25 protein-coding genes, 1 rRNA gene, 1 pseudogene and 2 riboswitches are annotated in these 23,832 nt (G+C 51.2%); of the genes and pseudogenes, 21 read left to right on the plus strand and 6 right to left on the minus strand.

Annotated elements, in window-relative coordinates; translation table 11 throughout:
* Positions 1-12: 12 nt before the first annotated feature.
* The 5 genes from rrf to tsaD all read left to right on the plus strand — a co-directional run bounded on the left by rrf (position 13) and on the right by tsaD (position 2,979).
* Positions 13-129: ribosomal RNA gene (gene rrf / locus BRO54_RS15620) — 5S ribosomal RNA — on the plus strand.
* Between the two features lie 232 nt (positions 130-361).
* Positions 362-820, plus strand: coding sequence for a tRNA (adenosine(37)-N6)-threonylcarbamoyltransferase complex ATPase subunit type 1 TsaE (gene tsaE / locus BRO54_RS15625; protein WP_074044529.1), 459 nt, complete (start codon positions 362-364; stop codon positions 818-820).
* Positions 817-1,557, plus strand: coding sequence for a tRNA (adenosine(37)-N6)-threonylcarbamoyltransferase complex dimerization subunit type 1 TsaB (gene tsaB / locus BRO54_RS15630; protein WP_074044530.1), 741 nt, complete (start codon positions 817-819; stop codon positions 1,555-1,557). The genes tsaE and tsaB overlap by 4 nt, the downstream gene beginning before the upstream one ends.
* Positions 1,517-1,969 carry a ribosomal protein S18-alanine N-acetyltransferase gene (gene rimI / locus BRO54_RS15635; RefSeq protein ID WP_074044531.1) on the plus strand — a complete coding sequence of 151 codons (453 nt, stop codon included), beginning with the start codon at positions 1,517-1,519 and terminating at the stop codon, positions 1,967-1,969. Before tsaB ends, rimI begins: the two co-directional genes overlap by 41 nt.
* Positions 1,966-2,979: a tRNA (adenosine(37)-N6)-threonylcarbamoyltransferase complex transferase subunit TsaD gene (gene tsaD / locus BRO54_RS15640; protein WP_074044532.1), complete on the plus strand. Its 1,014-nt coding sequence runs from the start codon at positions 1,966-1,968 to the stop codon at positions 2,977-2,979. The genes rimI and tsaD overlap by 4 nt, the downstream gene beginning before the upstream one ends.
* Before the next feature lie 323 nt (positions 2,980-3,302).
* Here tsaD and BRO54_RS15650 read toward each other — a convergent pair whose 3' ends face one another.
* On the minus strand, positions 3,303-5,228 hold the full coding sequence (locus BRO54_RS15650) for an ABC-F family ATP-binding cassette domain-containing protein (protein ID WP_074044533.1): 1,926 nt from the start codon (positions 5,226-5,228) through the stop codon (positions 3,303-3,305).
* A 97-nt stretch (positions 5,229-5,325) separates the two neighbouring features.
* Between BRO54_RS15650 and moaC the strand changes: the two genes are divergently transcribed.
* From moaC to tatC, 4 genes are read left to right on the plus strand one after another with little or no spacing between them, the layout of a single operon-like run.
* A complete protein-coding gene (moaC, locus tag BRO54_RS15655; protein ID WP_011229750.1) occupies positions 5,326-5,814 on the plus strand; it encodes a cyclic pyranopterin monophosphate synthase MoaC in 489 nt (162 codons plus the stop codon).
* 15 nt (positions 5,815-5,829) lie between these two features.
* On the plus strand, positions 5,830-6,471 hold the full coding sequence (locus BRO54_RS15660) for a redox-sensing transcriptional repressor Rex (RefSeq protein WP_031406012.1): 642 nt from the start codon (positions 5,830-5,832) through the stop codon (positions 6,469-6,471).
* 17 nt (positions 6,472-6,488) lie between these two features.
* Entirely contained in the window at positions 6,489-6,641 is a 153-nt protein-coding gene (gene tatA, locus BRO54_RS15665; protein WP_074044534.1) for a twin-arginine translocase TatA/TatE family subunit, read from the plus strand.
* 20 nt (positions 6,642-6,661) lie between these two features.
* Positions 6,662-7,405: a twin-arginine translocase subunit TatC gene (tatC, locus tag BRO54_RS15670; RefSeq protein WP_074044535.1), complete on the plus strand. Its 744-nt coding sequence runs from the start codon at positions 6,662-6,664 to the stop codon at positions 7,403-7,405.
* A 189-nt stretch (positions 7,406-7,594) separates the two neighbouring features.
* Here tatC and BRO54_RS15680 read toward each other — a convergent pair whose 3' ends face one another.
* Together BRO54_RS15680 and BRO54_RS15685 are read right to left on the minus strand one after the other, a co-directional pair.
* A complete protein-coding gene (locus BRO54_RS15680) occupies positions 7,595-7,774 on the minus strand; it encodes a YdiK family protein (RefSeq protein WP_033024542.1) in 180 nt (59 codons plus the stop codon).
* Positions 7,771-8,505, minus strand: a complete 735-nt coding sequence (locus tag BRO54_RS15685) for a CPBP family intramembrane glutamic endopeptidase (protein WP_033024544.1) — start codon at positions 8,503-8,505, stop codon at positions 7,771-7,773. The genes BRO54_RS15680 and BRO54_RS15685 overlap by 4 nt, the downstream gene beginning before the upstream one ends.
* A gap of 357 nt (positions 8,506-8,862) precedes the next feature.
* Between BRO54_RS15685 and groES the strand changes: the two genes are divergently transcribed.
* The gene (gene groES, locus BRO54_RS15690) at positions 8,863-9,147 is read left to right on the plus strand and encodes a co-chaperone GroES (protein ID WP_013144057.1); all 285 of its coding nucleotides are present in this window, start codon (positions 8,863-8,865) and stop codon (positions 9,145-9,147) included.
* Between the two features lie 107 nt (positions 9,148-9,254).
* Positions 9,255-10,871 (plus strand): chaperonin GroEL, encoded by a 1,617-nt coding sequence (gene groL, locus BRO54_RS15695; protein WP_074044537.1) that lies wholly within the window; start codon positions 9,255-9,257, stop codon positions 10,869-10,871.
* A gap of 431 nt (positions 10,872-11,302) precedes the next feature.
* On the opposite strand, the gene BRO54_RS15700 is transcribed toward groL, so the two are convergent.
* The gene (locus BRO54_RS15700; protein ID WP_074044538.1) at positions 11,303-11,713 is read right to left on the minus strand and encodes a type II toxin-antitoxin system HicB family antitoxin; all 411 of its coding nucleotides are present in this window, start codon (positions 11,711-11,713) and stop codon (positions 11,303-11,305) included.
* Between the two features lie 26 nt (positions 11,714-11,739).
* Positions 11,740-11,931, minus strand: coding sequence for a type II toxin-antitoxin system HicA family toxin (locus BRO54_RS15705; protein ID WP_074044539.1), 192 nt, complete (start codon positions 11,929-11,931; stop codon positions 11,740-11,742).
* A gap of 143 nt (positions 11,932-12,074) precedes the next feature.
* Between BRO54_RS15705 and BRO54_RS15710 the strand changes: the two genes are divergently transcribed.
* The 10 genes from BRO54_RS15710 (at position 12,075) to BRO54_RS15755 (ending at position 23,237) form a co-directional block, all read left to right on the plus strand.
* Positions 12,075-12,257, plus strand: coding sequence for a minor capsid protein (locus tag BRO54_RS15710; RefSeq protein ID WP_239691282.1), 183 nt, complete (start codon positions 12,075-12,077; stop codon positions 12,255-12,257).
* Positions 12,258-12,269: 12 nt separating this feature from the next.
* Positions 12,270-12,737 (plus strand): DUF6883 domain-containing protein, encoded by a 468-nt coding sequence (locus tag BRO54_RS15715; protein WP_079935738.1) that lies wholly within the window; start codon positions 12,270-12,272, stop codon positions 12,735-12,737.
* Positions 12,738-12,739: 2 nt separating this feature from the next.
* Positions 12,740-12,916: a hypothetical protein gene (locus BRO54_RS19890; protein ID WP_161496663.1), complete on the plus strand. Its 177-nt coding sequence runs from the start codon at positions 12,740-12,742 to the stop codon at positions 12,914-12,916.
* A gap of 122 nt (positions 12,917-13,038) precedes the next feature.
* Positions 13,039-13,590: a phage scaffolding protein gene (locus BRO54_RS15720; RefSeq protein WP_074044540.1), complete on the plus strand. Its 552-nt coding sequence runs from the start codon at positions 13,039-13,041 to the stop codon at positions 13,588-13,590.
* 437 nt (positions 13,591-14,027) lie between these two features.
* Positions 14,028-15,398, plus strand: coding sequence for a class II fumarate hydratase (fumC, locus tag BRO54_RS15730; protein ID WP_074044541.1), 1,371 nt, complete (start codon positions 14,028-14,030; stop codon positions 15,396-15,398).
* A gap of 199 nt (positions 15,399-15,597) precedes the next feature.
* Positions 15,598-16,554 (plus strand): AAA family ATPase, encoded by a 957-nt coding sequence (locus tag BRO54_RS15735; RefSeq protein WP_074044542.1) that lies wholly within the window; start codon positions 15,598-15,600, stop codon positions 16,552-16,554.
* Positions 16,551-17,726: a DUF58 domain-containing protein gene (locus BRO54_RS15740; protein ID WP_074044543.1), complete on the plus strand. Its 1,176-nt coding sequence runs from the start codon at positions 16,551-16,553 to the stop codon at positions 17,724-17,726. The genes BRO54_RS15735 and BRO54_RS15740 overlap by 4 nt, the downstream gene beginning before the upstream one ends.
* The gene (locus BRO54_RS15745; protein WP_074044544.1) at positions 17,723-19,885 is read left to right on the plus strand and encodes a transglutaminase TgpA family protein; all 2,163 of its coding nucleotides are present in this window, start codon (positions 17,723-17,725) and stop codon (positions 19,883-19,885) included. The genes BRO54_RS15740 and BRO54_RS15745 overlap by 4 nt, the downstream gene beginning before the upstream one ends.
* Positions 19,886-19,925: 40 nt before the next feature.
* Positions 19,926-20,027: riboswitch (purine riboswitch) on the plus strand.
* Positions 20,028-20,088: 61 nt separating this feature from the next.
* The gene (gene guaA / locus BRO54_RS15750; RefSeq protein ID WP_074044545.1) at positions 20,089-21,621 is read left to right on the plus strand and encodes a glutamine-hydrolyzing GMP synthase; all 1,533 of its coding nucleotides are present in this window, start codon (positions 20,089-20,091) and stop codon (positions 21,619-21,621) included.
* An 88-nt stretch (positions 21,622-21,709) separates the two neighbouring features.
* Positions 21,710-21,811: riboswitch (purine riboswitch) on the plus strand.
* 100 nt (positions 21,812-21,911) lie between these two features.
* Positions 21,912-23,237, plus strand: a complete 1,326-nt coding sequence (locus BRO54_RS15755) for an NCS2 family permease (RefSeq protein ID WP_074044546.1) — start codon at positions 21,912-21,914, stop codon at positions 23,235-23,237.
* Positions 23,238-23,383: 146 nt separating this feature from the next.
* Here the strand turns inward: BRO54_RS15755 and BRO54_RS15760 are convergent.
* Positions 23,384-23,593 (minus strand): annotated as a pseudogene (locus BRO54_RS15760) (ATP-binding cassette domain-containing protein); the annotation flags it as partial.
* Between the last annotated feature and the right edge of the window lie 239 nt (positions 23,594-23,832).

Here is a 23,832-nt window from a genome sequence, read left to right on the forward strand (position 1 = left end):
TTTTTCCGCTTGCCTAGTGGCTATGGCGGAGGGGAAACACCCGTTCCCATCCCGAACACGGAAGTTAAGCCCTCCAGTGCCGATGGTAGTTGGGGCCAGCGCCCCTGCAAGAGTAGGTCGTTGCTAGGCAGCTTCATTCACCAGGGAGTTTCGACACGCCTCATTCCCTTTTTCTTTTTAGGGGCGATTGCGCAACAGGGCGATCTGTCAGCGAGCCAAAAGGCTGCGCGGGATCGTCCTTTTTGTTTTGCCTTTTCTCCTATGCCTATTTTTAGTTTTGGAAGTGGCGGCAAGATGTTCGGATATGATACAATTTCAAAAGCAAGAGTGAAGATGATAAAAGGGGATAAGGTAGAACAAAATGAAAAAAATTGAAATTTTGGTGCATTCTCCGGAAGAAACGAAGTCGGTGGCCCGCCGGCTGGCGGAACATCTTGAGCCGGGAATGGTCATCGCGTTAGAAGGTGATCTCGGGGCGGGAAAGACGACGTTTACGAAAGGTCTTGCTGAAGGGCTGGGCATTACGCAAACGGTCAATAGCCCGACGTTTACGATTATTAAGCAATATGATGGTCGGCTTCCGCTTTATCATATGGATGTATACCGACTTGAAGATGAATGGGAAGATCTTGGATTTGACGAATATTTTGCTGGCGATGGTGTTACGGTTGTTGAATGGGCGCATTTGATCGCCGGCCAGTTGCCTGAGGAACGGCTGACCGTTTCCTTGTTTCATCGAGGCGGCGATGAGCGGTTGCTTCGCTTTGAGCCGTCGGGGGAGCGTTATGAACAGTTGTGCAAGGAGATTTTTCCGTCATGAAAGTATTGGGAATTGATACATCGAATATGCCGCTTGGCATTGCGTTGGTAGATGGTGATGTCGTGAAAGGGGAATTCATCACCAATGTGAAAAAAGACCATTCATCCCGGGCGATGCCAGCCATTGAGTTGTTGCTTCGACGATGTGACGTTGCTCCGAAAGATCTCGATTTAATCGTTGTAGCGAAAGGGCCGGGGTCGTATACCGGGGTACGGATCGGCGTGACGATTGCGAAAACGCTTGCCTGGTCGCTCGGTATTCCGATCGCTGGGGTATCAAGCCTTGAGGTGCTCGCCGCCAATGGCCGCTATTTTCCTGGGGTGATCGTTCCGCTGTTTGACGCGCGGCGCGGACAAATTTACACCGGGCTTTATCGCTACGAAGGCGGTGCGCTCCGCTGCCTTGAGGCGGACCGCATTGTGGCGGCGGATGAGTGGGCGCGTCGGTTGAGCGAGCGGGAAGAGGATGTATTGTTCATTGGTGCGGATGCACCGCTATATAGCGATTTGTTTCGGAGCCATTTAGGCGAACGGGTTCACGTGGCCCCGCCGTCTTTGGCGTTGCCGCGTCCGAGCGAGTTGGTGATGCTCGGCAAACAAAAAGAGCGCGAGAACGCCCATGTGTTTGTACCGAACTATCTCCGCCTTGCCGAGGCGGAGGCGAAATGGCTCGCGAAACAAAAAGGGGAACAGAACGATGGGGATCAATGTTCAATTTCGGCCAATGACTGTTCATGACATTGATGAGGTCGTGCAAGTCGAGCAGGCATCGTTTACTGCGCCTTGGAGCCGTGAATCGTTTTACAACGAGCTCATGTACAACCGCTATGCCAAATATATCGTCATGGTGTACAACGGGCAGATCATCGGGTATGGCGGGATGTGGCTTGTCATCGATGAGGCGCATGTGACGAATGTAGCCGTGTTGCCGCAGTTTCGCGGGCAAAAGCTTGGTGAAGCGCTCATGCGACGCCTGATGGACATGGCCAGGCAGCACGGGGCGGCGACGATGACGCTTGAGGTGCGCGTGTCCAATCATGTCGCCCAGTCGCTGTACCGAAAGCTTGGATTTCGCAACGGAGGCATTCGCAAACGGTATTATCCGGATAACTTTGAAGACGCGTTAGTCATGTGGGTGAAGCTGAGATGAATGAAGACGTATATGTATTAGGCATTGAAACGAGCTGCGATGAAACGGCGGCAGCGGTCGTGAAAAACGGAAGAGAGATTTTATCGAATGTGGTGGCGTCGCAAATGGAAAGCCATCGGCGGTTTGGCGGCGTCGTGCCGGAAATTGCTTCCCGCCATCATGTGGAGCAAATTACGCTCGTCATTGAGGAAGCGATGCAGCAGGCCGGCGTATCGTTTGCGGGCCTTGATGCGGTGGCGGTGACGGCCGGACCGGGGCTTGTCGGGGCGCTTCTTGTCGGGGTGAACGCGGCGAAAGCGTTGGCGTTTGCTCATGGACTGCCGTTTATTGGGGTGCATCATATCGCCGGTCATATTTACGCCAATCAATTAGTGGCCGAAATGAAGTTTCCGCTGTTGGCGCTCGTCGTTTCCGGTGGTCATACGGAACTAGTGTACATGAAAGAGCATGGGAAATTTGCGGTGATCGGTGAAACGCGCGATGACGCTGCCGGTGAGGCGTATGACAAGGTGGCGCGGGCTTTAGGCCTTCCGTACCCAGGAGGACCGCACATCGACCGGTTGGCCCATGAGGGCGAGCCGGTGATTGATTTGCCGCGAGCGTGGCTTGAGGAAGGGTCGTATGATTTCAGCTTCAGCGGCTTAAAATCGGCGGTGCTCAATGCGCTCCACAACGCGAAACAGCGCGGCGAGGAGATCGATCCGAGACAGATGGCCGCGAGCTTTCAGGCCAGCGTCGTCGATGTGCTGGTGACGAAAACGGTGCAGGCCGCCAAAGAATACCGCGTACGGCAAGTGCTGCTCGCCGGCGGGGTGGCGGCTAACCGCGGGCTGCGGGCTGCACTGCAGGATAAAATGAAAGAGCTCCCCGATGTGGAGCTTGTCATCCCGCCGTTATCGCTATGCACCGACAATGCGGCGATGATTGCCGCTGCGGGAACAGTGTTATATCAACAAGGAAAGTGGGCTGATTTGGCGCTCAACGCCAATCCAAGCTTACCGCTTGTCTAGGCGGTTGGGCTGAAACGAGAAAGACACCGAAGGGCGATCCGTTTGCGGCAGGCAAACGAATCGTCCTTTTTGTTTTAGTGTGAAAAAAGTTTGTGTATATTTTTATCCACAAATCTGTGGACAATGTGGAAAAGGCGGAAAAGCACTATAAACAATAAGAAAAACAATACACAGTGATTTTCCTGCAAAAGGAAGCTATTGTTTGTGGATAATGTGGAAAAGTTGGTGAATAACTTATATTCCACGGTAGAAATTGTGGATTTTTTTGTGGATAATGTGACTAACTAAAAAACAACCCGCCGAAACCAGAGGCGGGTTGTCAGTTATAGTGAAGTATAAAGCTGTTCCCATTCGGCCAATAACGTTTCGACTCGCTGCTTCCGCTCGTCGTTTTCTTGAGTCAATCGTTGCATCGTTTCATAATCGCCGTAAACGGATGGATCACAAAGTTGCTGCTCGATCTCAACGATTTGTGCTTCAAGCGCTGCAATCTCGGCTTCGATTTCATCCAAGCGGCGTTGGCGCTGGCGCCGCCGTTTTTTTTCCTCTTTTTCTTGCTCGTACGTCGTTTTGGCCGAATCGCTTGCCGTTTCTGTCGGGCGGACGTTCAGGAGCGCCAGTTCGCGCATTTCTTCTTTTTTGGCGATGTAGTAATCATAGTCGCCTAAGTATTCAGTTAGGCCTCCGCTGGAAAGTTCAAACACCTTTGTTGCGATTCGGTTGATGAAATAGCGGTCGTGGGAAACGAACAAAATCGTTCCCGGGTAGTCGATGAGCGCTTGCTCGAGCACTTCTTTGCTGTCGAGGTCTAGATGGTTTGTCGGTTCGTCCAAAAGGAGGACATTTGCTTTTTGCAGCATCAGCTTGGCGAGCGCCAGGCGTGCTTTCTCCCCGCCGCTTAAAGCGGAGACCGGTTTTAAGGCATCATCGCCGGAAAACAGGAAGTTGCCGAGCACAGTGCGAATTTCTTTTTCCGTCTTTTCGGGGTAGGCGTCCCACAGCTCGTCAAGCACCCGTTTGTTCGATGACAAATCAGCTTGGTCTTGATCGTAATAGCCGATTTGGACGTTTGCGCCGTAGCGGAGCTCTCCTGCTTGGATAGGGAGTTTTCGGGCGATCGCCTTCAGCAATGTCGACTTGCCGATGCCGTTCGGCCCGACTAGGGCGACGCTTTCGCCGCGCGTGATGCGGAAGCTGATTTGGCGGATGACGGGTGCACCGTCGCCATAGCCAACGGCTATGTCTTCGGCGGTGAGCACTTCATGGCCGCTCGGCCGATCGATCGAGAACGAAAAGGAGGCTGATTTTTCATCGCCGACAGGCCGCTCGAGCCGTTCCATTTTTTCCAGTTGCTTTCGCCGGCTTTGCGCCCGTTTGGTTGTCGAGGCACGGGCGATGTTGCGTTGGATGAAGTCTTCGAGCCGGGCGATTTCCTCCTGCTGTTTCTCGTACCGTCTTAACTCTTGTTCGTATTGCTCGGCCCGCAGCTCCAAATAGCGGCTGTAGTTGCCGGCATAGTGTTTGAGCGTGGCGTTCGACAGTTCGTACACGTCGGTGACGATTTTGTCTAAAAAGTAGCGGTCGTGGGAAACAACCAGGACGGCGCCGGGATAGGCTTGCAAGTACTGCTCCAGCCAAGCGAGCGTCTCAAGATCCAAATGGTTCGTCGGCTCGTCCAAAATCAATAAATCCGGCTTGGACAACAGCAATTTCCCAAGGGCAAGCCGCGTCCGCTGTCCGCCGCTTAACGACGAGACCGGCGTTGTTTTATAATCATATGAGGAAAACTGCAGCCCGTGCAAAACGGAGCGGATGTCGGCTTCGTATTGGTAGCCGCCTTGTTCTTTGTATTGTTCTTGCAGCTCGTCATACGTTTTCAGCGTTTTTTCATAGCGAGCTGGATCGGCGAGCACATCCGGGTCGCCGAGTTGCATGCTGAGTTCGGCGAGCTGTTTTTCGAGTCCTAGAAGCGGGGTGAATACCTCAAGCATTTCGTCCCAAATGGAACGCGGCGAGTCGAGCCCGCTGTTTTGCGCCAAATAGCCAATTTTGATATGGTTTGGTTTGATGATTTTGCCGCTGTCGAAAGATAGTTCACCGGCGATGATTTTCAACAATGTCGATTTTCCCGCTCCGTTGCGGCCGACAAGGGCAATTCGGTCGCGGGACTGTATTTCTAGTTTTATATTCGATAAAATAAGGTCAGCGCCGAAATATTTCGTGAGCCCGTGCACTTGCAAAATGATCATGTCATTTCACCTCGCGAATAGTTTAACGTAAGTCGCGAAAACGGTCAAAGACGAATGATGAAAAATCGTGTATAGTGTATAAATGGAGGAGATTGTATTGTCATCGTTCACTCATTTCAATGAACAAGGGCGCGCGAAAATGGTCGATATTACGCACAAAGAAGATACAGTGCGAGTGGCCGTGGCGCAAACGAGCGTGACTGTCAGCCGGGAAATTTACGAAAAAATGACGAGCAACGCGATCGAGAAAGGGGATGTGCTTGCCGTCGCTCAAGTGGCGGGGGTGATGGCGGCGAAGAAGACAGCTGACCTTATTCCAATGTGTCACCCGCTTATGTTAAAGGGTGTGGACATTGCTTTTGCTTGGGAAAACGATGGAGAAGCGCATAAGCTCGTCATCACTGCAACGGTGAAAACGAAAGGGAGCACAGGAGTGGAAATGGAAGCGCTGACGGCCGCTTCGGTCTGTGCGTTGACGGTGTACGATATGTGCAAGGCGCTTGATAAAGGAATGGTCATCGGTCCGACGTATTTGGTCGAAAAAACGGGCGGGAAGTCTGGCCATTACCGACGGAAAACCGATTAGCTAGGGGATGAGATCATGAGCAACGAACAACCGAAAATTCCGCAGGCAACCGCCAAACGGCTGCCGCTTTACTATCGGTTTTTGAAAAACTTGCACGCTTCCGGCAAGCAGCGCGTCTCCTCTGCCGAGTTGAGCGAGGCGGTGAAAGTTGATCCGGCGACGATCCGCCGCGATTTCTCCTATTTTGGTGCGCTTGGTAAAAAGGGATACGGGTATAATGTCAATTATTTGTTGTCGTTTTTCCGCCGGACGCTTGAAGAGGATGAGGTGACCGAAGTCGCCTTGTTTGGCGTCGGCAATTTAGGCACGGCCTTTTTAAACTATAATTTTTCGAAAAACAACAATACGAAAATCGTGATGGCGTTTGATGTCGATGAGCGGAAGGTAGGGACGACAGTCGGCGGGGTGCCGGTCTATCATCTCGATGAATTGGAGAAGCGGCTTCACGAAAACATCCCGGTCGCCATTTTAACCGTGCCGGCCGCCGCGGCTCAAGCGCTGACCGACCGCCTTGTCGCGCAAGGAATTAAAGGCATTTTAAACTTTACTCCGGCACGGTTGAACGTGCCGAACCATATTCGCGTCCATCATATCGATTTAGCCATTGAGCTGCAGTCGCTCGTCTATTTTTTGAAAAACTATCCATCGCCATCGTAAAAAGGAGAGAACAACACATGAAATATTTGTTGCTCGTTGTTGTGATTTTGTTGCTGTTTGGCACGAAAAAGCTGCCGGAATTAGGGCGGTCGTTCGGCCAGTCGCTTCGCGAGTTTAAAGACGCCACAAAAGGGCTCGCTGATGACGAAGAAACGAAAACCGACCGATGACAAGGCAGGATGGGGAACCAATGAATGACAAAGAAATGTCGGTGTATGAGCATCTGGGTGAACTGCGGAAACGGCTCATCATCGTGCTTGTCTTTTTTGCTGCGGCGCTTGTCGTTAGTTTCTTTTTTGTCGATGATGTCATTTTGTATTTGCAGCGAACGGCCGAGGCGAAGCATTTGACCATGAACGCCTTTCGCCTCACCGATCCGATTAAAGTGTATTTTCAGTTTGCCTTCGTCATCGCGGCTGTTCTGTCGGCTCCGGTGTTGTTGTACCAAATTTGGGCGTTTGTCAGCCCCGGTCTGTATGAAAAAGAGCGGAAAGTGACGTTAAGCTATATCCCGGCGTCGATCGTTCTTTTTTTAGCCGGGGTCAGCTTCGCTTATTTCGTCTTGTTTCCGTTTGTCGTTCGGTTTATGAGCCAGCTGGCTGACCAACTAGGGGTTCAACAAATGATCGGCATTAATGAATATTTTCAGTTTTTGCTTCAGCTCGTGCTGCCGTTTGGCATCGTGTTTCAGCTTCCGATTGTTGTGCTGTTTTTCACCCGCTTAGGGCTTATTACGCCGCAGCTTCTTGTTCGCATCCGCAAGTATGCGTATTTGGCGCTGCTTATTTTAGCGGCGGTCATTACGCCGCCGGATGTGCTGTCGCAAGTGATCGTCATGATTCCGCTCACCATTTTGTATGAAGGAAGCATTTGGGTGGCGCGCATCGGCTATCGGAAAGCGCAGCGAGCAGCCGAGGAGGAAGGCAATGAGTGAGGCGGGACTAAAAAATCGATCATTAAGAGGAAAGCGAGCAAGGCCGGGCCAAACGAAGGGGCTGTCTCAAAAGCCGCAAAACAGGGCTTTGAGGCCGGCCTCTTGTTTTTTCGTTTCCATTTTCACGATATGATCGCCGTCATGAGATTGATGTTCTGGTCCCTTCCCGTGCGAATCACGGGAAGGGGGTCAGCGTTTTGAGGCGAAAAGAAGGCGAAGGGCGGTGCCGAAATCAAAGGCAGCGAGCGCCGCTAAAGCGATGGTGGAGACGTTCCAAACCGTTTCATGAGCACTTTCGATGGCCAAATACGTAAACAGCAAGCCTAAGACGAAATACGGAAGCGAAAACAGCCGAGGGTTTCGCATCATAGCCAAACCCTCCAAACGGCGAGCGGCAGCTCGGACTGGCGCATCATTTTCTCAATCTCGTCGGCCAACAGCGTCTGCATGGCGACGACGAACGTATTCATGGCGACATGGGCGAAAATCGGTACGAAAATGCGTCCGGTTTTCGCGTATAAAAACGCGAATACCATCCCCATGGATGTGTACAGAAGCAAATGTTCCGGCTCCATATGGACAATGGCAAACAAGAGCGAACTGACAAGCGCAGCAAGCCAAAAGTTGTATTTTTCATAAAGCGAGCCGAAAATGATTTTGCGGAAGATGAGCTCTTCCAAAATCGGGCCGATGACGGAGGTGACGACGACCAACAGCGGCGTCAGGCGGATGATATCGATGATTTGCCTTGTATTTTCCGACCCTGGTTTGATGCCGAGCAGCCGCCATTCGATGTTGGCGGCGATGCTTTGGGCCGCGAGCGCCAAAAAGACGCCCAAGACCGCCCACATCCACGAGGAAGCGAGCGGCAGCCGCCGCATCATTCGTTCGTCGCGGTCACCGCGGAGCAGCCATAGGATAATGACAAAAGCGAGCAGGAAACTAATGATCGCCCAATACCCGGAAGCCAGTTTGGCGGCTTCGAGGCGGCTTTCCGCTCCTTGACCGACGCCGAGGGCGCGAAGAAGCGGCACGCCGACAAAGGCGGACAGCTGCATGACGATATACGTGATGATGACGTACCAGTGGTTGCGTTTCAAACCCTCTACCCCTTTTATTTCAAATTATATCCGTATTGTATCACATATATGGCGAAAATAGTAAGAAAACTGCGCCCCCCAAGCCTGTCTCATCGCTGTAAAAAAATGGGCCGGTGCCGTTTATCGATTTTGGAAATGTGCAATAATGAAAAAGGGCTCCGCATAGACAGAGGTTTAGGGCAAGGCCGGCCGTCTTATATTGCCCTTTCTTCTCTCGGGAGAGAAAAACAGTTATTTTTTTGTATTTCCTACTTGCAAAACCGAAAGAAGTTCATTAATATTATAAGTGTGTTAGCACTCGATAGTGATGAGTGCTAATAAGAACGGTGAAAACTATCGTTAAGGAGGTTGTTCCCCGTGTTGAAGCCATTAGGCGATCGCATTGTCATTGAAGTCGTGGAAACAGAAGAAAAAACGGCTAGCGGTATCGTGCTGCCGGATACGGCGAAAGAAAAACCGCAAGAAGGACGCGTTGTCGCTGTCGGTGCAGGCCGCGTGCTCGATAACGGCCAACGCATCGCTCCGGAAGTCGAAGTTGGCGACCGCATTATCTTCTCGAAATATGCGGGCACAGAAGTGAAATACGACGGCAAAGAATACTTAATTTTGCGCGAAAGCGATATTTTGGCTGTCATCCGCTAATATATGCGTTCATCACATAAACATTCCGAAAACATTGCTAGATGCTTAACTCGGATACTTAACTTGTGGCACGCAGTCCAACAATATTCATAAGGAGGTAACGGGGTATGGCAAAACAAATCAAGTTCAGCGAAGAAGCGCGCCGTGCGATGTTGCGCGGGGTGGACAAACTCGCAGACGCAGTGAAAGTCACATTAGGTCCGAAAGGCCGCAACGTCGTATTGGAGAAAAAATTCGGTTCGCCGCTCATCACGAATGACGGGGTAACAATCGCGAAAGAAATCGAACTCGAAGATCCGTTTGAAAACATGGGCGCGAAACTTGTCGCTGAAGTCGCCAGCAAAACGAACGACATCGCTGGGGACGGTACAACAACCGCTACGGTATTGGCTCAAGCGATGATCCGTGAAGGCTTGAAAAACGTGGCTGCTGGTGCCAACCCGATGGGCATCCGCCGCGGGATTGAAAAAGCGGTTGCGGTTGCTGTTGAAGAATTAAAAGCCATCTCCAAACCGATCAAAGGGAAAGAGTCGATCGCCCAAGTGGCTGCGATTTCGGCTGCTGACGAAGAAGTCGGTCAATTGATTGCTGAAGCGATGGAACGCGTCGGCAATGACGGCGTCATCACGCTTGAAGAATCGAAAGGCTTCACGACGGAACTCGACGTTGTCGAAGGGATGCAATTCGACCGCGGTTACGTTTCGCCGTACATGATTACGGATACGGAAAAAATGGAAGCTGTTCTGGAAAATCCGTACATCCTCATCACGGACAAAAAAGTATCGAGCATTCAAGAACTGTTGCCGGTATTAGAACAAGTGGTCCAACAAGGCCGCCCGCTCTTGATCATTGCTGAAGATGTCGAAGGCGAAGCACTCGCGACGCTTGTTGTCAACAAACTGCGCGGTACGTTCAATGCGGTTGCCGTGAAAGCGCCTGGCTTCGGCGATCGCCGCAAAGCGATGCTCGAAGACATCGCGATTTTGACTGGCGGCGAGGTGATCTCGGAAGAGCTTGGCCGTGAATTGAAATCGACAACGATCGCTTCGCTCGGCCGTGCGTCGAAAGTTGTCGTTACGAAAGAAACGACGACCATCGTCGAAGGCGCTGGCGATTCGGATCGCATCAAAGCGCGTATCAACCAAATCCGTGCGCAGCTTGAAGAAACGACGTCCGAATTCGACCGCGAAAAACTGCAAGAACGCTTGGCGAAATTGGCTGGCGGCGTAGCGGTCATCAAAGTCGGTGCGGCAACAGAAACAGAATTGAAAGAACGCAAACTGCGCATCGAAGACGCGCTCAACTCGACTCGTGCGGCTGTTGAAGAAGGCATTGTCGCCGGCGGTGGTACGGCATTGATGAACATCTACAACAAAGTCGCTGCCATCGAAGCGGAAGGCGATGAAGCAACCGGCGTGAAAATCGTATTGCGCGCGATCGAAGAACCGGTTCGTCAAATCGCGCAAAACGCTGGTCTGGAAGGCTCGATCATCGTTGAGCGCCTGAAAAACGAAAAACCGGGCATCGGCTTCAATGCGGCAACAGGTGAATGGGTCGACATGATCGAAGCTGGTATCGTTGACCCGACGAAAGTCACTCGTTCGGCGCTGCAAAACGCTGCATCTGTCGCCGCAATGGTCTTGACGACAGAAGCGGTCGTTGCCGACAAACCGGAAGAAAACAAAGGCAACAACAACATGCCGGATATGGGCGGCATGATGTAATCTCGCCGCAAAAGCCTTGGAACACTGGGGTTTTCCCCGGTGTTCTTTTTGTTTTGACCACATTTTGACCACGAAAATCATAAGTTTTGGATGAAGGTGCTCATTAGTTCACTAAATTTGAATCGCTGCGTATTGTTTTTGAATTTTCGCTTGATCTGTAGTAAAATGAAAGTGCTCTTGCATGGGGATTCTCCTTTCGAATGTTGGGTGGCACTTTCATTCTACAGGAGATCCACAGGCAAGGGCTATTTTTATGTTTACTCGATTTTATCTAGCACCACGGGTTAACATATAGTGAGATTGCGAATTATCTCTGTATATCATCCAGCAGCGTCCAAACGATGATTGAACGCGCCGAAAGAAAAATCAAAAAACGCATAAAAGAAAGCCTCTTCTGCCTGTGTGGGTGGAGAGGCTTTTTTATAATTTATTTATCGGTCGGTAGCGCCAAGATGCTTCTTTAATGCTTCTTGAAGAATTTGGGAGTAGTTCACGTTATGTTCTTTCGCTAGATCATCAAGCCATTTCGGGATAGTCAGCGTCTTTTTAACCGCTTTATTTTCCATTTCATGTCTAAAAGGTGGCATCCATACCTCGATGAACACGATTACTTGATTGTTTTCTGTTTGAATTTCCGATGCTTTTGAAGGCTGAGGAATCTCTTCATTTTCCTGTTCCAAGCCGTATAAGTGTAATGCCATCGCCTCTTTAGCCATTTTAAAAGCTTCTTCTTCTGTATCTCCGCAAGTAAAGCAGCCAGGAAGATCAGGAAACTCAACAGATATTCCATCGCTGCCGTAATCGAAAATAGCTGGATAAATATAACGGTCTTTTTTATGCATATATGTTAACCTCCTTTAGGAGAGGCTTATAATAGCCCCGCCTGTTTGAGTATGCTTTTTACTGTTTTGATCGGTACGTTTTTCTTTGGATGAGGGATGGTTACTAGTCCGGGCTTACTGGGATGTTTAAACTGATGATGACTGCCACTTGTTCTTACTATGTACCATCCATCTTGTTGTATGATTTTTATTAATTCCTTTGAAGAGTAACTCTTCATTTCCCTCCCTCCTTGATTATATTATAACACGTATTAAAATACGTACCAATGGTTTTTAATCAATTTTTTCTGTGAAAATGACGGATCCTTAAGATCAAGGAATTTCAACAAGTGGATCTTGCTCGGTTTCGTGCGATGCAGGAATGGAGAAGTATGAGATTTTAGCCACGCTCGATATGCGGACATCGGACATTTGCCGAAGCATGGACGGAAAAGTGTATGAGGTAAAAAATTATAAACCTGGCACAACGGCACCGACATTTCATGTCCGTTGCCGAACGACGACGATTCCGTATTTTGATGAATCGGAGTACACAAAAGGCTAGAAACGACAGTCGATGAATGGGTTGGTGGATTCGATTTCGTATGAAGAGTGGCTAAGTTCTATTCATCAAAAGAATAATAAATTTTATGTACCAGAATCGAAACGAGCTTCAAACGTCATTCCGAATATTGAGCGAGCTATATTCGTTGACCAAAAACTCACAAATTACGCTTTGGATAAAAATCATAAATCGGGAGGACCGAAAGCCATTTTATTTGATGAATTGCTAGGGTATAATTTAAGTAACTGGCAGGAGTTAAAAAACAACATTTTAAAAGAGCTTCCCAATAGCTTTGCTAAGTATAAGGGGACTGATAATTATGGAGATCGGTACGAATCGATTATTAAATTAAAAGGCCCTACTGGCCGTGAGGCGTATGTTCTAACATCATGGATGATCCGAAAAGGTGAATCCACTCCACGGTTAACAACCGTATATATTGTTGATGAGAACAAGGCAAAAAATAAAATGGAGGGTTGAAAATGGATGTTGGAGAGTTAGATGTCATTCGTTTAAAGAATGGTGTAGAGGCGACGGTTTTAGAAGTGTATCCTACTGAACCAAAGTACTATTGTCAAAACGCTACTGATGACGATGATATGTTTTATGTGACAAGCGAAGAAATTGCTGAAATTACTTACAAATGTAAAAGCACTTAACCTACTCGATTGGTTACGTGCTTTTTTTTATTTTCTCGTCTTTTTAGCATTTGTAGACGTTAAAGAACAAAGCGGTTCGTGGCCGTAACCACGTTAAAAAACGTAACCAGAGGAGGAATACCATGAAACGCGAATTTCTTGAAAGTTTAGGTCTCGAAAAAGACGTGATTGAAAAGATTATGGCCGAGCATGGGAAATCCATCGAAGCTCACAAAACAAAGGTCGATGAGTTGAAAGCCAGCCTTGATGATATGAAAAAGCAACTTGAGCAACGTGATCACGATTTGAAACAGCTCAGAAAGCAGGCGGAGGGGCATGAGGAACTGCAAACGAAGCTCGCGGAATTAGAGAAGCGATATAAAGACGAGAAGGCAGCATATGAGGCAAAAATTAAAGAAACACAACTCAACAGCGCCATTAAATTGGCGATCAATGGGAAAGTGCATGACGCTGATTTGGTTGCATCGCTTCTCGATAAAAATGCCATTGAATTAGATGAAAACAGCAACATCAAAAAAGGACTGGAGGAGCAGTTAAAGACGCTGCAAGAAACCAAGTCCTTTTTGTTTGTTCCTGAAAACAGCAATCAACCAAAGATTACAGGCATTAAACCAGCAGAGGGCAGTCCAACTGGCGGTGAGTCAGAAGATCCGTTCTTGGCTGGATTCAATTGATGGTCAATCTTAGATCAGGCGGTTGGATGTCGCCCAATTGGCAACCGGCCAGCCATAAAACTATGAGGAGCCATAGACATCTGTTTTTCATGTAGTTCCCCCTTTCTCAATTATATAGATGCAATTTGAAGCTTTACCATTTGCAGCTTTTACCGAGTATTTGATCGACTGTCGGGCGACCGAACAACGCCGCTTCCAGACCCATATATGGGTCTGTGAAGCAGGCGGTTGTTCGGTCCTCCGTCACGCCTTGGCGTGACGGAGGCAAGCCTGTGGCTTGCCTTCGACAGTCGAAAATAGACAAACCGCTTTTCCGTCAAGGAGATGTTAAACTTCTTCGTCGCATCTATATAGATGTTTTGCCTGCTCATTTGTTTCATTGCCGATTTTGGGTAAAATTAGAAATGGAAAGGTGACATCCAAAGGAGGAGAATGGAATGAACGTGCGGATTGAACGCGATTCGCTCGGCGAGGTGCGGGTGCCGGCCGACAAGTACTGGGGGGCGCAGACGGAGCGGAGCCGGCAAAACTTCCGCATCGGCAAAGAAACGATGCCGCTTGAACTCATTTACGCCTATGCCGAGTTGAAAAAAGCGGCGGCCATCGTCAACCACCGAGCCGGGAAACTGAGCGAAGCGAAGCAGCGGGCGATTGTGGCCGCGTGCGAGGAAATTTTGGCGGGCCAATGGGATGACCATTTTCCGCTCGTCGTCTGGCAGACGGGAAGCGGCACGCAGACGAACATGAACGTCAATGAAGTCGTGGCGAGACGGGCGAGCGAGCTGCTGGATGAGGGGGAAGAGCGCATTCACCCGAATGATGATGTGAACATGTCGCAAAGCTCGAACGACACATTCCCAACTGTGATGCATATCGCTATATACACGAAAATCCAAACGCACCTCCTGCCAGCGCTTGATGGCTTGATCGGGACATTCGCGACCAAAGAACGCCAATATGGGAAGACGATCAAAATCGGGCGCACCCACTTGCAAGATGCGACGCCGCTCACATTTGGACAAGAGATTTCCGGCTGGCGGGCGATGCTTGACAAAAGCAAGGCGATGATCATGGAGGCGAGTGAGAAGCTGCTTGATTTGGCGATCGGCGGCACGGCGGTCGGCACAGGGCTCAATGCGCCGCCGGCGTTTGGCGAACAAGTCGCCAAACAGCTGCAAGCGCAAACCGGCTACCCATTCCGCTCGGCAGCAAACAAATTCCACGCGTTGACCAGCCATGACGAGATTGTTTACGTCCACGGAGCGTTGAAAGCGCTCGCCGCCGATTTGATGAAAATCGCCAACGACATTCGCTGGCTGGCGAGCGGGCCGCGCTCCGGGCTCGGGGAGATCACGATTCCAGCCAATGAACCCGGAAGCTCGATCATGCCGGGGAAAGTGAATCCGACGCAAAGCGAAGCGATGACGATGGTCGCTGTGCAAGTGTTCGGCAATGACGCCACGATCGGCTTTGCGGCGAGCCAAGGCAACTTCCAATTAAATGTGTTCAAGCCGGTCATCGCCTATAACGCCATTCAGTCCGTGCAGCTGCTCGGCGATGCGATCCGTTCGTTTGATGAACGGTGCGCCCAAGGGCTGGAGGCGAACGAAGCGAAAATGAAAGAATACGTGGACCGCTCACTCATGCTCGTGACGGCGTTAAGCCCGCATATCGGCTACGACCGGGCGGCGGAAATCGCCAAGCTCGCCCATCGCGAAGGGTTGACGCTCAAGGAAGCGGCGTTGAAAACCGGGTATGTCACGGCGGAGCAGTACGAGGAATGGGTGAGACCGGAGAAGATGATTTAAGGGAAAGGCGCTCATCCCGCTTCCGTGGGATGGGCGTTTTCATTTTTGATTTCTCTTTTGATTTCTCCCTTTTTCTCCTTCCCCTTTGTTGCAAATCCATTCCAAAAGTTGTGTATATTCGATATTATATTAATAGTATAAACTAGATAGTGCCTACCCCTAAAAGTCCCATTGATCACCATAAAAGGAGTTTGATGTCATGACGATCAACGAACCGTTGCTTTCCCCGCTTGAGCAAGTTGTCCGCAATATTGAACAAGTCATTGTCGGAAAACGCAATGTCATTGTGCTCAGTTTAACGGCGCTGTTGGCCAAGGGCCATGTGTTGCTTGAAGATGTGCCGGGCGTCGGCAAGACGATGCTTGTGCGCGCGCTGGCGAAATCGTTCAGCGCCGAGCTGAAACGGATTCAATTTACGCCGGATTTGTTGCCGAGCGATGTGATCGGCGTTTCCGTCTATAATCCAAAAGAACGGCAGTTTGAGTACAAGCCCGGCCCGATTGTCGCCCATATTGTGTTGGCTGATGAGATTAACCGGACGTCGCCGAAAACGCAGTCGGCGCTGCTTGAGGCGATGGAAGAAGGAAGTGTGACGGTGGATGGTGTCACGCGGGCGCTGCCGCAGCCGTTTTTTGTGATGGCGACGCAAAACCCGATTGAATATGAAGGAACGTATCCGCTTCCTGAGGCCCAGCTTGACCGGTTTTTGTTGAAATTGCATATGGGCTATCCGTCCCCTGACGAGGAAATCGAAATGTTAAACCGTCTAGAAAAGACGGCACCGCTGGCGGAGATCGGCCCGGTGATGTCGCTTGATGAATTGCTTGCGCTGCAACGAAAGGTAGCCGACGTGCATGTGAGCGATACCGTGAAACGATATATCGTCGATCTCATCCAACAAAGCCGTCAGCATGAAGCGGTTTATTTAGGCGTGAGTCCGCGCGGGTCGGTCGCCTTGATGAAAGCGGCGCAGGCGTACGCGTTCATCCATGGCCGCGATTTTGTCATCCCCGATGATGTGCAGCAGCTCGCTCCCTATGTGCTCGCCCACCGCCTGCTCGTCCGGCCGGAGGCGAAATGGGACAAGTTTGATGCGGAAACCATCATCGGACAGCTCATTGCCCGCACGCCGGTGCCGGTGCCAGGGCGGCGATGAGCATGAGAGGAAAATGGAATGGCCGACGATGGCCCGCTTTTCTTCGCCTGTTGCTTTTGGCGGCTGTCTTGTTTTCGTACGCCATGTTTCAAGGTGGATTTGTCAGCTGGTTTTTGTTTTACAGCTTTTTGCCGTTCGGTTTGTATGCGTTCTTGGTCGCGATGTATCCGCTTCGGCGCGCGGCGGTAAGCCGGACGGTGCCGGCGCGGCGCTACCATGCGGGTGAATCGATTCCGGTGATGGTTCGTATCGAGTTGCCGTGGGCGGTTCCGCTGGCGGCGCTTGCTGTTGCTGAGGAAGGGCGGAAGCACGGAGGAGCGATGATTGCTTGGCCGTTTCGCCGCCACCTTTCTTGTACATGGTTGCTTTCCTTGCCGCGCGGCCGTCATCAATTGGAAGCTGTTCGCTTGGAAGCGCGCGATGTCTTTGGCTGGGTGAACAAAACGGCATCGTTTTATGCCCCGTGCACGGTCATCGTCTATCCACGTTATATCGAATGGCCGTCCGAGATGGTGCGCGAATGGTTTGCCCAAGGAAAAGCTGCGCGCACGCTTGCCTATCGCCGCGATATGGCCGTGGCGGCCGGCGCCCGTGGATACGTGCCTGGGGACAAAATGTCGTGGGTGCATTGGAAGGCGTCAGCGCGCAGACAGGAACTGATGACCAAAGAGTTTGATGAACAGCGCAATGACGATTGGATCGTTGTGCTCGACGGCGCCGCGTCTCCATGGTTTGAGGAGCTTGTCACGTTAGCGGCTTCCGTATCGAAGGCGTTGATGGATGAAGGGGTGCCGGTCGGGCTGATCGTTGCTGGAAGAGAGTGTTCTTTCTTAGCGCCGCGCCGTCATGACGGACAGTGGCAGTCGATTCTTCTTCGGTTGGCGGAAGTGGACGTCGGCGGCCAAGAGCCGCTCGCGCATGTTTTAGCTGAGGAGGCGAACTGGAGGACGGCTGCTGGTTGCATCATTGTGACGTCCGCGTTGTCCGCCCAGTTGGCCGGGCAGCTGCGAGCAATGGCACCAAAACGCCATATTGTTCTGTATGTTGTCAACCATGAATGGGGAGAGGACGAGCGGAACTGGGCGGACAGGCTTCGCCGCAGCGGAGTGTACGTATCGCGCATTGACCCGCAGGTGTTGCAAACCGTCCGGCAAGGAGGAGGAGATGGATGAGACCGTTAAGGGCAAACATGTTATCTACCGTGCTGCCTAACGCCCTAGCCGCTTGGCTGCTCACGGAATGGCTTTGGCCGTTAGAGGCCGTCACCGATACAGCGCATATAGGCGTGTTTGTATCATTTGTCGCCCTTTGTTTCGGACTTCATTTGCTCCGTGTTCCCATATGGCTTTCCGCGCTCGGGAAAATGGTTTATATATGGTGGGCGCTTTCTCGTTTATTTTCTTTTGCTTCGATCGCCGCTTTGCCTCATGCGCTTTGGCGGGATAGCATCGTCTGGTTGTTGGGCGATCGGTCTTCTATGCCGAGCGATGCGTTGCGCACCTTTGCCTTTTTTCTGCTGTTATGGGCCGTTTCGTTCCTGTTGCATTGGCTTATTGTACGGCGGAACCGGTGGTTTGTCCCATACGCGTTGACGGTTGGGTATATCGCTGTGCTTGATACGTTTCTGCCATATAGCGGCAACGGGGCGATCCTTCGTCTTGTTGCGCTCGGCTTTTTTGCTTTCGTTTGGCTCCAGGGCGAAGAGCTGCAGGCAAAAGCGCCGTCTTTTCGCATCGGAAAGTGGCGGGCGGCTGCTCTATTCATTCCCGCCGTCGCTCTTGCGGCTGGGTATGCCGGTCCGAAGCTGCCGCCGCAATGGCCGGATCCGGTGGCGTTTATTCACAGCTATGGCGCTACCTCGGAGCAGGAGTCCGATAACCGACCCGCCGCCGGCGTAAAGAAAATTGGCTACGGACAAAACGATTCGCGCCTCGGCGGGCCGTTTATCGCTGATGATACCGTCGTTTTCATTGCCAAAGACCAAGGCCGTCATTATTGGCGCGTCGAAACGAAAGACATTTACACGGGAAAAGGGTGGGAAGCGTTCCAAAGCGAACAAGTCCAGTCGTTTGGAAACGGGGAGCTGATTAGGTATGAATGGTGGAGCGACAAAGTCAAGACGGTCGAGCAGACGGCGGAAATCACCCGCCAAGACCAGGCGTTTCATCTCGTCTATCCGCTCGGCTTGCAACAGGTGCAAACGTCTGACCATATCGTCTACCGCATGCATATGGCGACGGAAAAAATTTATACGACCGATCAAAACGCCAACGCCCTTCCGATCCGTCAGTATATGCTGACGTATATGGAGCCAGATTTTCCGATTGAGGCATTGCGCGCCGCGCCCCCTGTCCAAGACCCGCCCTTTTTGAAACGCTATACGCAATTGCCAGAGACGCTTCCGCAGCGGGTTCGCGAGTTGGCAAAGCAAATTACCGATGGAAAAGAAACCGTGTACGACAAGGTAAAAGCGATCGAGCAATACTTTCATCTGAACGGATACACGTACGAAACGACGGACGTCGCTGTTCCCGGGCCTGGCCAAGATTACGTCGACCAGTTTTTATTTGAGACGAAGCAAGGGTATTGCGACAATTTTTCCACCTCGATGGCGGTGCTCGTCCGCACACTGGGCATTCCAGCGCGCTGGGTGAAAGGGTACACATCCGGACGGTTGGTTGGGGAGCAAGACGGGCAATCGGTTTATGAAGTGCGCAACAACGACGCCCATTCATGGGTCGAGGTGTATTTTGAAGGCATCGGTTGGGTGCCATTTGAGCCGACGCAAGGGTTTGTCAATCCGTATGCGTTCTCGCTTGCCGCTTCGAATCCAGAGGAGCCAGAACCACAGCCGCAGCCGGAAGAACGGGAAACGCCGCGTGTGCCGCTTGATCAATTACTTGAGCAATCTTCGACGGCACAGGCGGAGCATTGGTGGGAGAAGCTGGCGGATGTTTGGTCGTGGAAAACGGGGCTGACTACGCTGGTCGTGTTGGCCGTGTTGGGCGGAGCGGCCTATGCGACAAGGCGGAAATGGTGGCCGCGCTTTACGCTGTTTCGGTTCCGCCGCCGGAAGCTTGATGGGGCCGCCTGGCTCATTTCTGCGTACGGGGCGCTTCTTCGTCATTTGCAAGATTATGGACTTAAGCGTCGGCCGCATGAAACGTTGCGTCAATACGCCGCCGAAGTGGATCGCCTGTTTGAAACAAATGAAATGAATCGGTTGACGAAACTATATGAACGCGCCGTATACGGAACGGGAATCAAGGAAGCCAATGTCCGTGAAGCGGTGAAATTGTGGGAAAATTTAATAAAAAGGACGATCTCTTGACCGCCTGCCGTCAAGTTGATAGAATGAACTCAAATTTGCATACGGACAGACGAAAGCCCTTCATATAAGCGCAAGAATATGGCTTGCGCGTCTCTACCGGGCCGCCGTAAACGGCCCGACTATGAAGGCAGAAGACGCTGCTATTCTGCCTTCATCCATGTTTTGGGCAATGGCAGCGTTATTTTTTTGACGGGGTGGAAAACATGAACCAAGAAATGATCGTCGTCTTGGACTTTGGCAGTCAATATAACCAGCTGATTACCCGCCGCATCCGTGAGTTTGGCGTCTACAGCGAACTGCATCCGCACACGATCCGTGCTGAGGAAATCCGTGCGCTGAACGCCAAAGGAATCATTTTCTCGGGCGGTCCAAACAGCGTGTATGATGAACAAGCGTTTACATGCGACCCAGCGATTTTTGAGTTGGGGCTGCCGATTTTAGGGATTTGCTACGGGATGCAGCTGATGGCGCATCATTTAGGAGGTAAGGTGGAAAAAGCGGTGCACCGTGAATACGGCAAAGCGCTCATCCAAGTCAAAAACGACTCGCTGCTCTTTCATGGGTTGCCGAACGAGCAAGTCGTTTGGATGAGCCACGGCGATTTGGTGACCGCTCCGCCGGCTGGTTTCGCTGTCGATGCGACGAGCCCTTCGTGCCCGATTGCTGCGATGAGTGACGAACGGCGAAAATGGTATGGGGTGCAATTCCATCCAGAAGTGCGCCACTCGGTATACGGCAATGATCTATTGAAGAAATTTGTCTTTGAGGTATGCGGCTGCCGGGGCGACTGGACGATGGAAAACTTTATTGATGAGCAGGTGCGCCGCATCCGCGAACAAGTGGGCGGAAAAAAAGTGCTGTGCGCCTTAAGCGGCGGAGTCGATTCGTCGGTCGCTGCCGTTTTGGTGCACCGCGCCATTGGCGATCAACTTACTTGTATTTTCGTCGACCATGGCCTTTTGCGCAAAGGTGAAGCCGAAAGTGTCATGAAGACGTTCCGTGAGCAGTTCCAGATGAATGTCATTAAAGTCGATGCGAAAGACCGCTTTTTGGCGAAACTCAAAGGGGTCACGGACCCGGAACAAAAGCGGAAAATCATTGGCAACGAATTTATTTACGTGTTTGACGATGAAGCGGCGAAACTTGAAGGCATCGAATTTTTAGTGCAGGGCACGCTTTACACGGATATTATTGAAAGCGGCACAGCAACGGCGCAAACGATCAAGTCGCACCACAATGTCGGCGGGCTTCCGGAAGACATGAAATTTGAATTGATCGAGCCGCTCAATACACTGTTTAAAGACGAAGTGCGCGCCCTCGGAACGCAACTAGGAATCCCAGACGAAATCGTTTGGCGCCAGCCGTTCCCGGGGCCGGGGCTTGGCATCCGCGTTCTTGGAGAAGTGACGGAAGAAAAATTGGAAATCGTTCGCGAATCAGACGCCATTTTGCGCGAAGAAGTGAAAAAAGCTGGGTTGGACCGCGAAATTTGGCAATACTTCACCGTCCTTCCCGACATTCGCAGCGTTGGGGTGATGGGGGATGCCCGCACGTACGACTATACGGTTGCCATTCGTGCGGTGACGTCAGTCGATGGAATGACCGCTGATTGGGCGCGCATCCCGTGGGATGTGCTCGAGCGGATTTCAACCCGCATCGTCAACGAAGTGCCGCATGTCAACCGCGTCGTCTACGATATTACAAGCAAGCCGCCGGCGACGATCGAGTGGGAATAAAAACGAACAAAAGACGGGCATTTCCAAAGAAATGTTCGTCTTTTTTCTTGACAAGCAACCGACAGGCTGATACAATAGCCGTGGAATCATGAATATTGTCGAATTCCGTCGTATAATCCCGGGAATATGGCTCGGGAGTTTCTACCAAGCTACCGTAAATAGCTTGACTACGAGGGATGCGGGATAGGAGAGTGCTTGTTTGTCCTCTCTCTGTTCGTCATTCCTTCCTAGTCAACGCTTCTGGTAGCTGCTAGAAGCGTTTTTTATTTTATGTATAGGAGGGGGCAGACGTGAGAAAGTACTTCCAATTTGATGAGCTTGGCACGAACTATCGGACGGAGATCATCGCTGGGCTGACAACGTTTTTGTCGATGGCGTACATTTTGTTCGTCAACCCGTTTACCTTGTCGCTCGGCGCTGTGAAAGATTTTCCTGATGAACTGCGCATTGACCAAGGAGCGGTGTTTGTCGCTACCGCCTTGGCGGCGGCGTACGGATCGATTTTGATGGGAGTGTTGGCCCGCTATCCAATCGCCTTGGCGCCTGGGATGGGGCTGAATGCCTTTTTCGCCTTCACCGTCGTGCTGCATATGGGCATTCCGTGGCAAACGGCGCTCGCCGGGGTGTTCGTCTCCGGGGTGATTTTTACAGTTTTAACATTGACGGGTATCCGGGAAAAAATTATTGATGCCATTCCGGTGGAGTTGAAATACGCTGTCGGTGCCGGGATCGGGCTGTTCATCACGTTCATCGGCTTGCAAAACGCTGGCATCATCGTCAATAACGACGCGACGTTAGTCGGATTGAGCGATTTGAAAGACGGCAATACACTGCTTGCCATTTTCGGTTTGTTCATCACCGTCGTGTTAATGGTGAAAAAAGTGAATGGCGGCGTCTTTTACGGTATGGTTATTACGGCAATTGTCGGCATGATTTTCGGTTTGATCAAAGTGCCGCATCAAATTGTCGGCGCTATTCCGGATATTTCGCCAACCTTCGGTGTGGCGATCAAACATTTGCCGGACATTTTCTCGTGGAAAATGCTCGGTGTTGTCTTGACGTTCTTTATTGTCGACTTTTTCGATGCGACCGGGACGCTCTTGGCTGTCGCCAACCAAGCCGGGTTGTTGAAAAACAATAAACTGCCGCGCGCCGGCAAAGCGCTGCTCGTCGATGCGACAGCGGTGATGGTTGGGGCGGTGTTCGGCACATCGACAACGACGTCGTACATCGAATCGTCGGCCGGCGTCGCCGCCGGAGGGCGCTCCGGGTTTTCCGCGGTCGTGACGGGGATTTTGTTCCTGCTGGCGTTGTTCTTCTCGCCGCTGTTAAGCGTCATCACCGCACCGGTCACCGCGCCGGCCTTGATTATCGTCGGAGTGCTGATGGCATCATCGATCGGCGAGATTGACTGGAAGAAGTTCGAAGTCGCCGTGCCGGCGTTCTTCACGCTCATCACGATGCCGCTTTCCTACAGCATCGCCACCGGCATCGCCGTCGGCTTCATCTTCTACCCGATCACGATGATTTTAAAAGGACGCGCCAAAGACGTGCATCCGCTGTTATATGTGCTGTTTGTCGTCTTTATCTGTTACTTCATCTTTTTGCGGGAATAGTGATGGAGACGGGAGACTGTTCCAAAAGGCCGGTTGGATGGCCTTTCGGGGCAGTCTTTTTTGTATGTCCTAAAAGACTGGTGATTTAAGGGAAAAAGAGCTCAAAACCAACTCTTCTCAATTTGAGAGGACTTGAAAAATCAATTCTTCTCGCGGCTGATCGGGTCGAGGGCGCTGAACGGCTCATCCATTAAAATGATGTCCGGTTCAGCGGCCAGGGCGCGGACGACGTCGACGTGCCGCTGCTGCCCGCTGCTCAGCTCCGACGGATAGCGGTGCTTGAACGTCGCCGGATCCAATCCGACGAGTTCAAGCAACTCATCGACCCGCTTTTCATAGGCGTGTTTTTCCCATTTTCCCACCTCTAAGCGTGAGCGTAGGTGGGAGAGCGTTCAAATAGTTGACATATAGAAAACTGGGTGATATATTATTAGAGCCGCTTCGATGCGGCGAAAAAAAGCAAAAAACGTGTTGACAAAAATAAAAAAAGATGATATATTACAAGAGTCGCTTTCGAGGAGGTAAGTTCCTCGAACGAAGAAAGGATAGCTCGTTCCTTGAAAACTGAACGAAACGAAGCGCAATAGAAAAGCTG

Source organism: Geobacillus proteiniphilus, from assembly GCF_001908025.1.
GTDB lineage: Bacteria > Bacillota > Bacilli > Bacillales > Anoxybacillaceae > Geobacillus > Geobacillus proteiniphilus.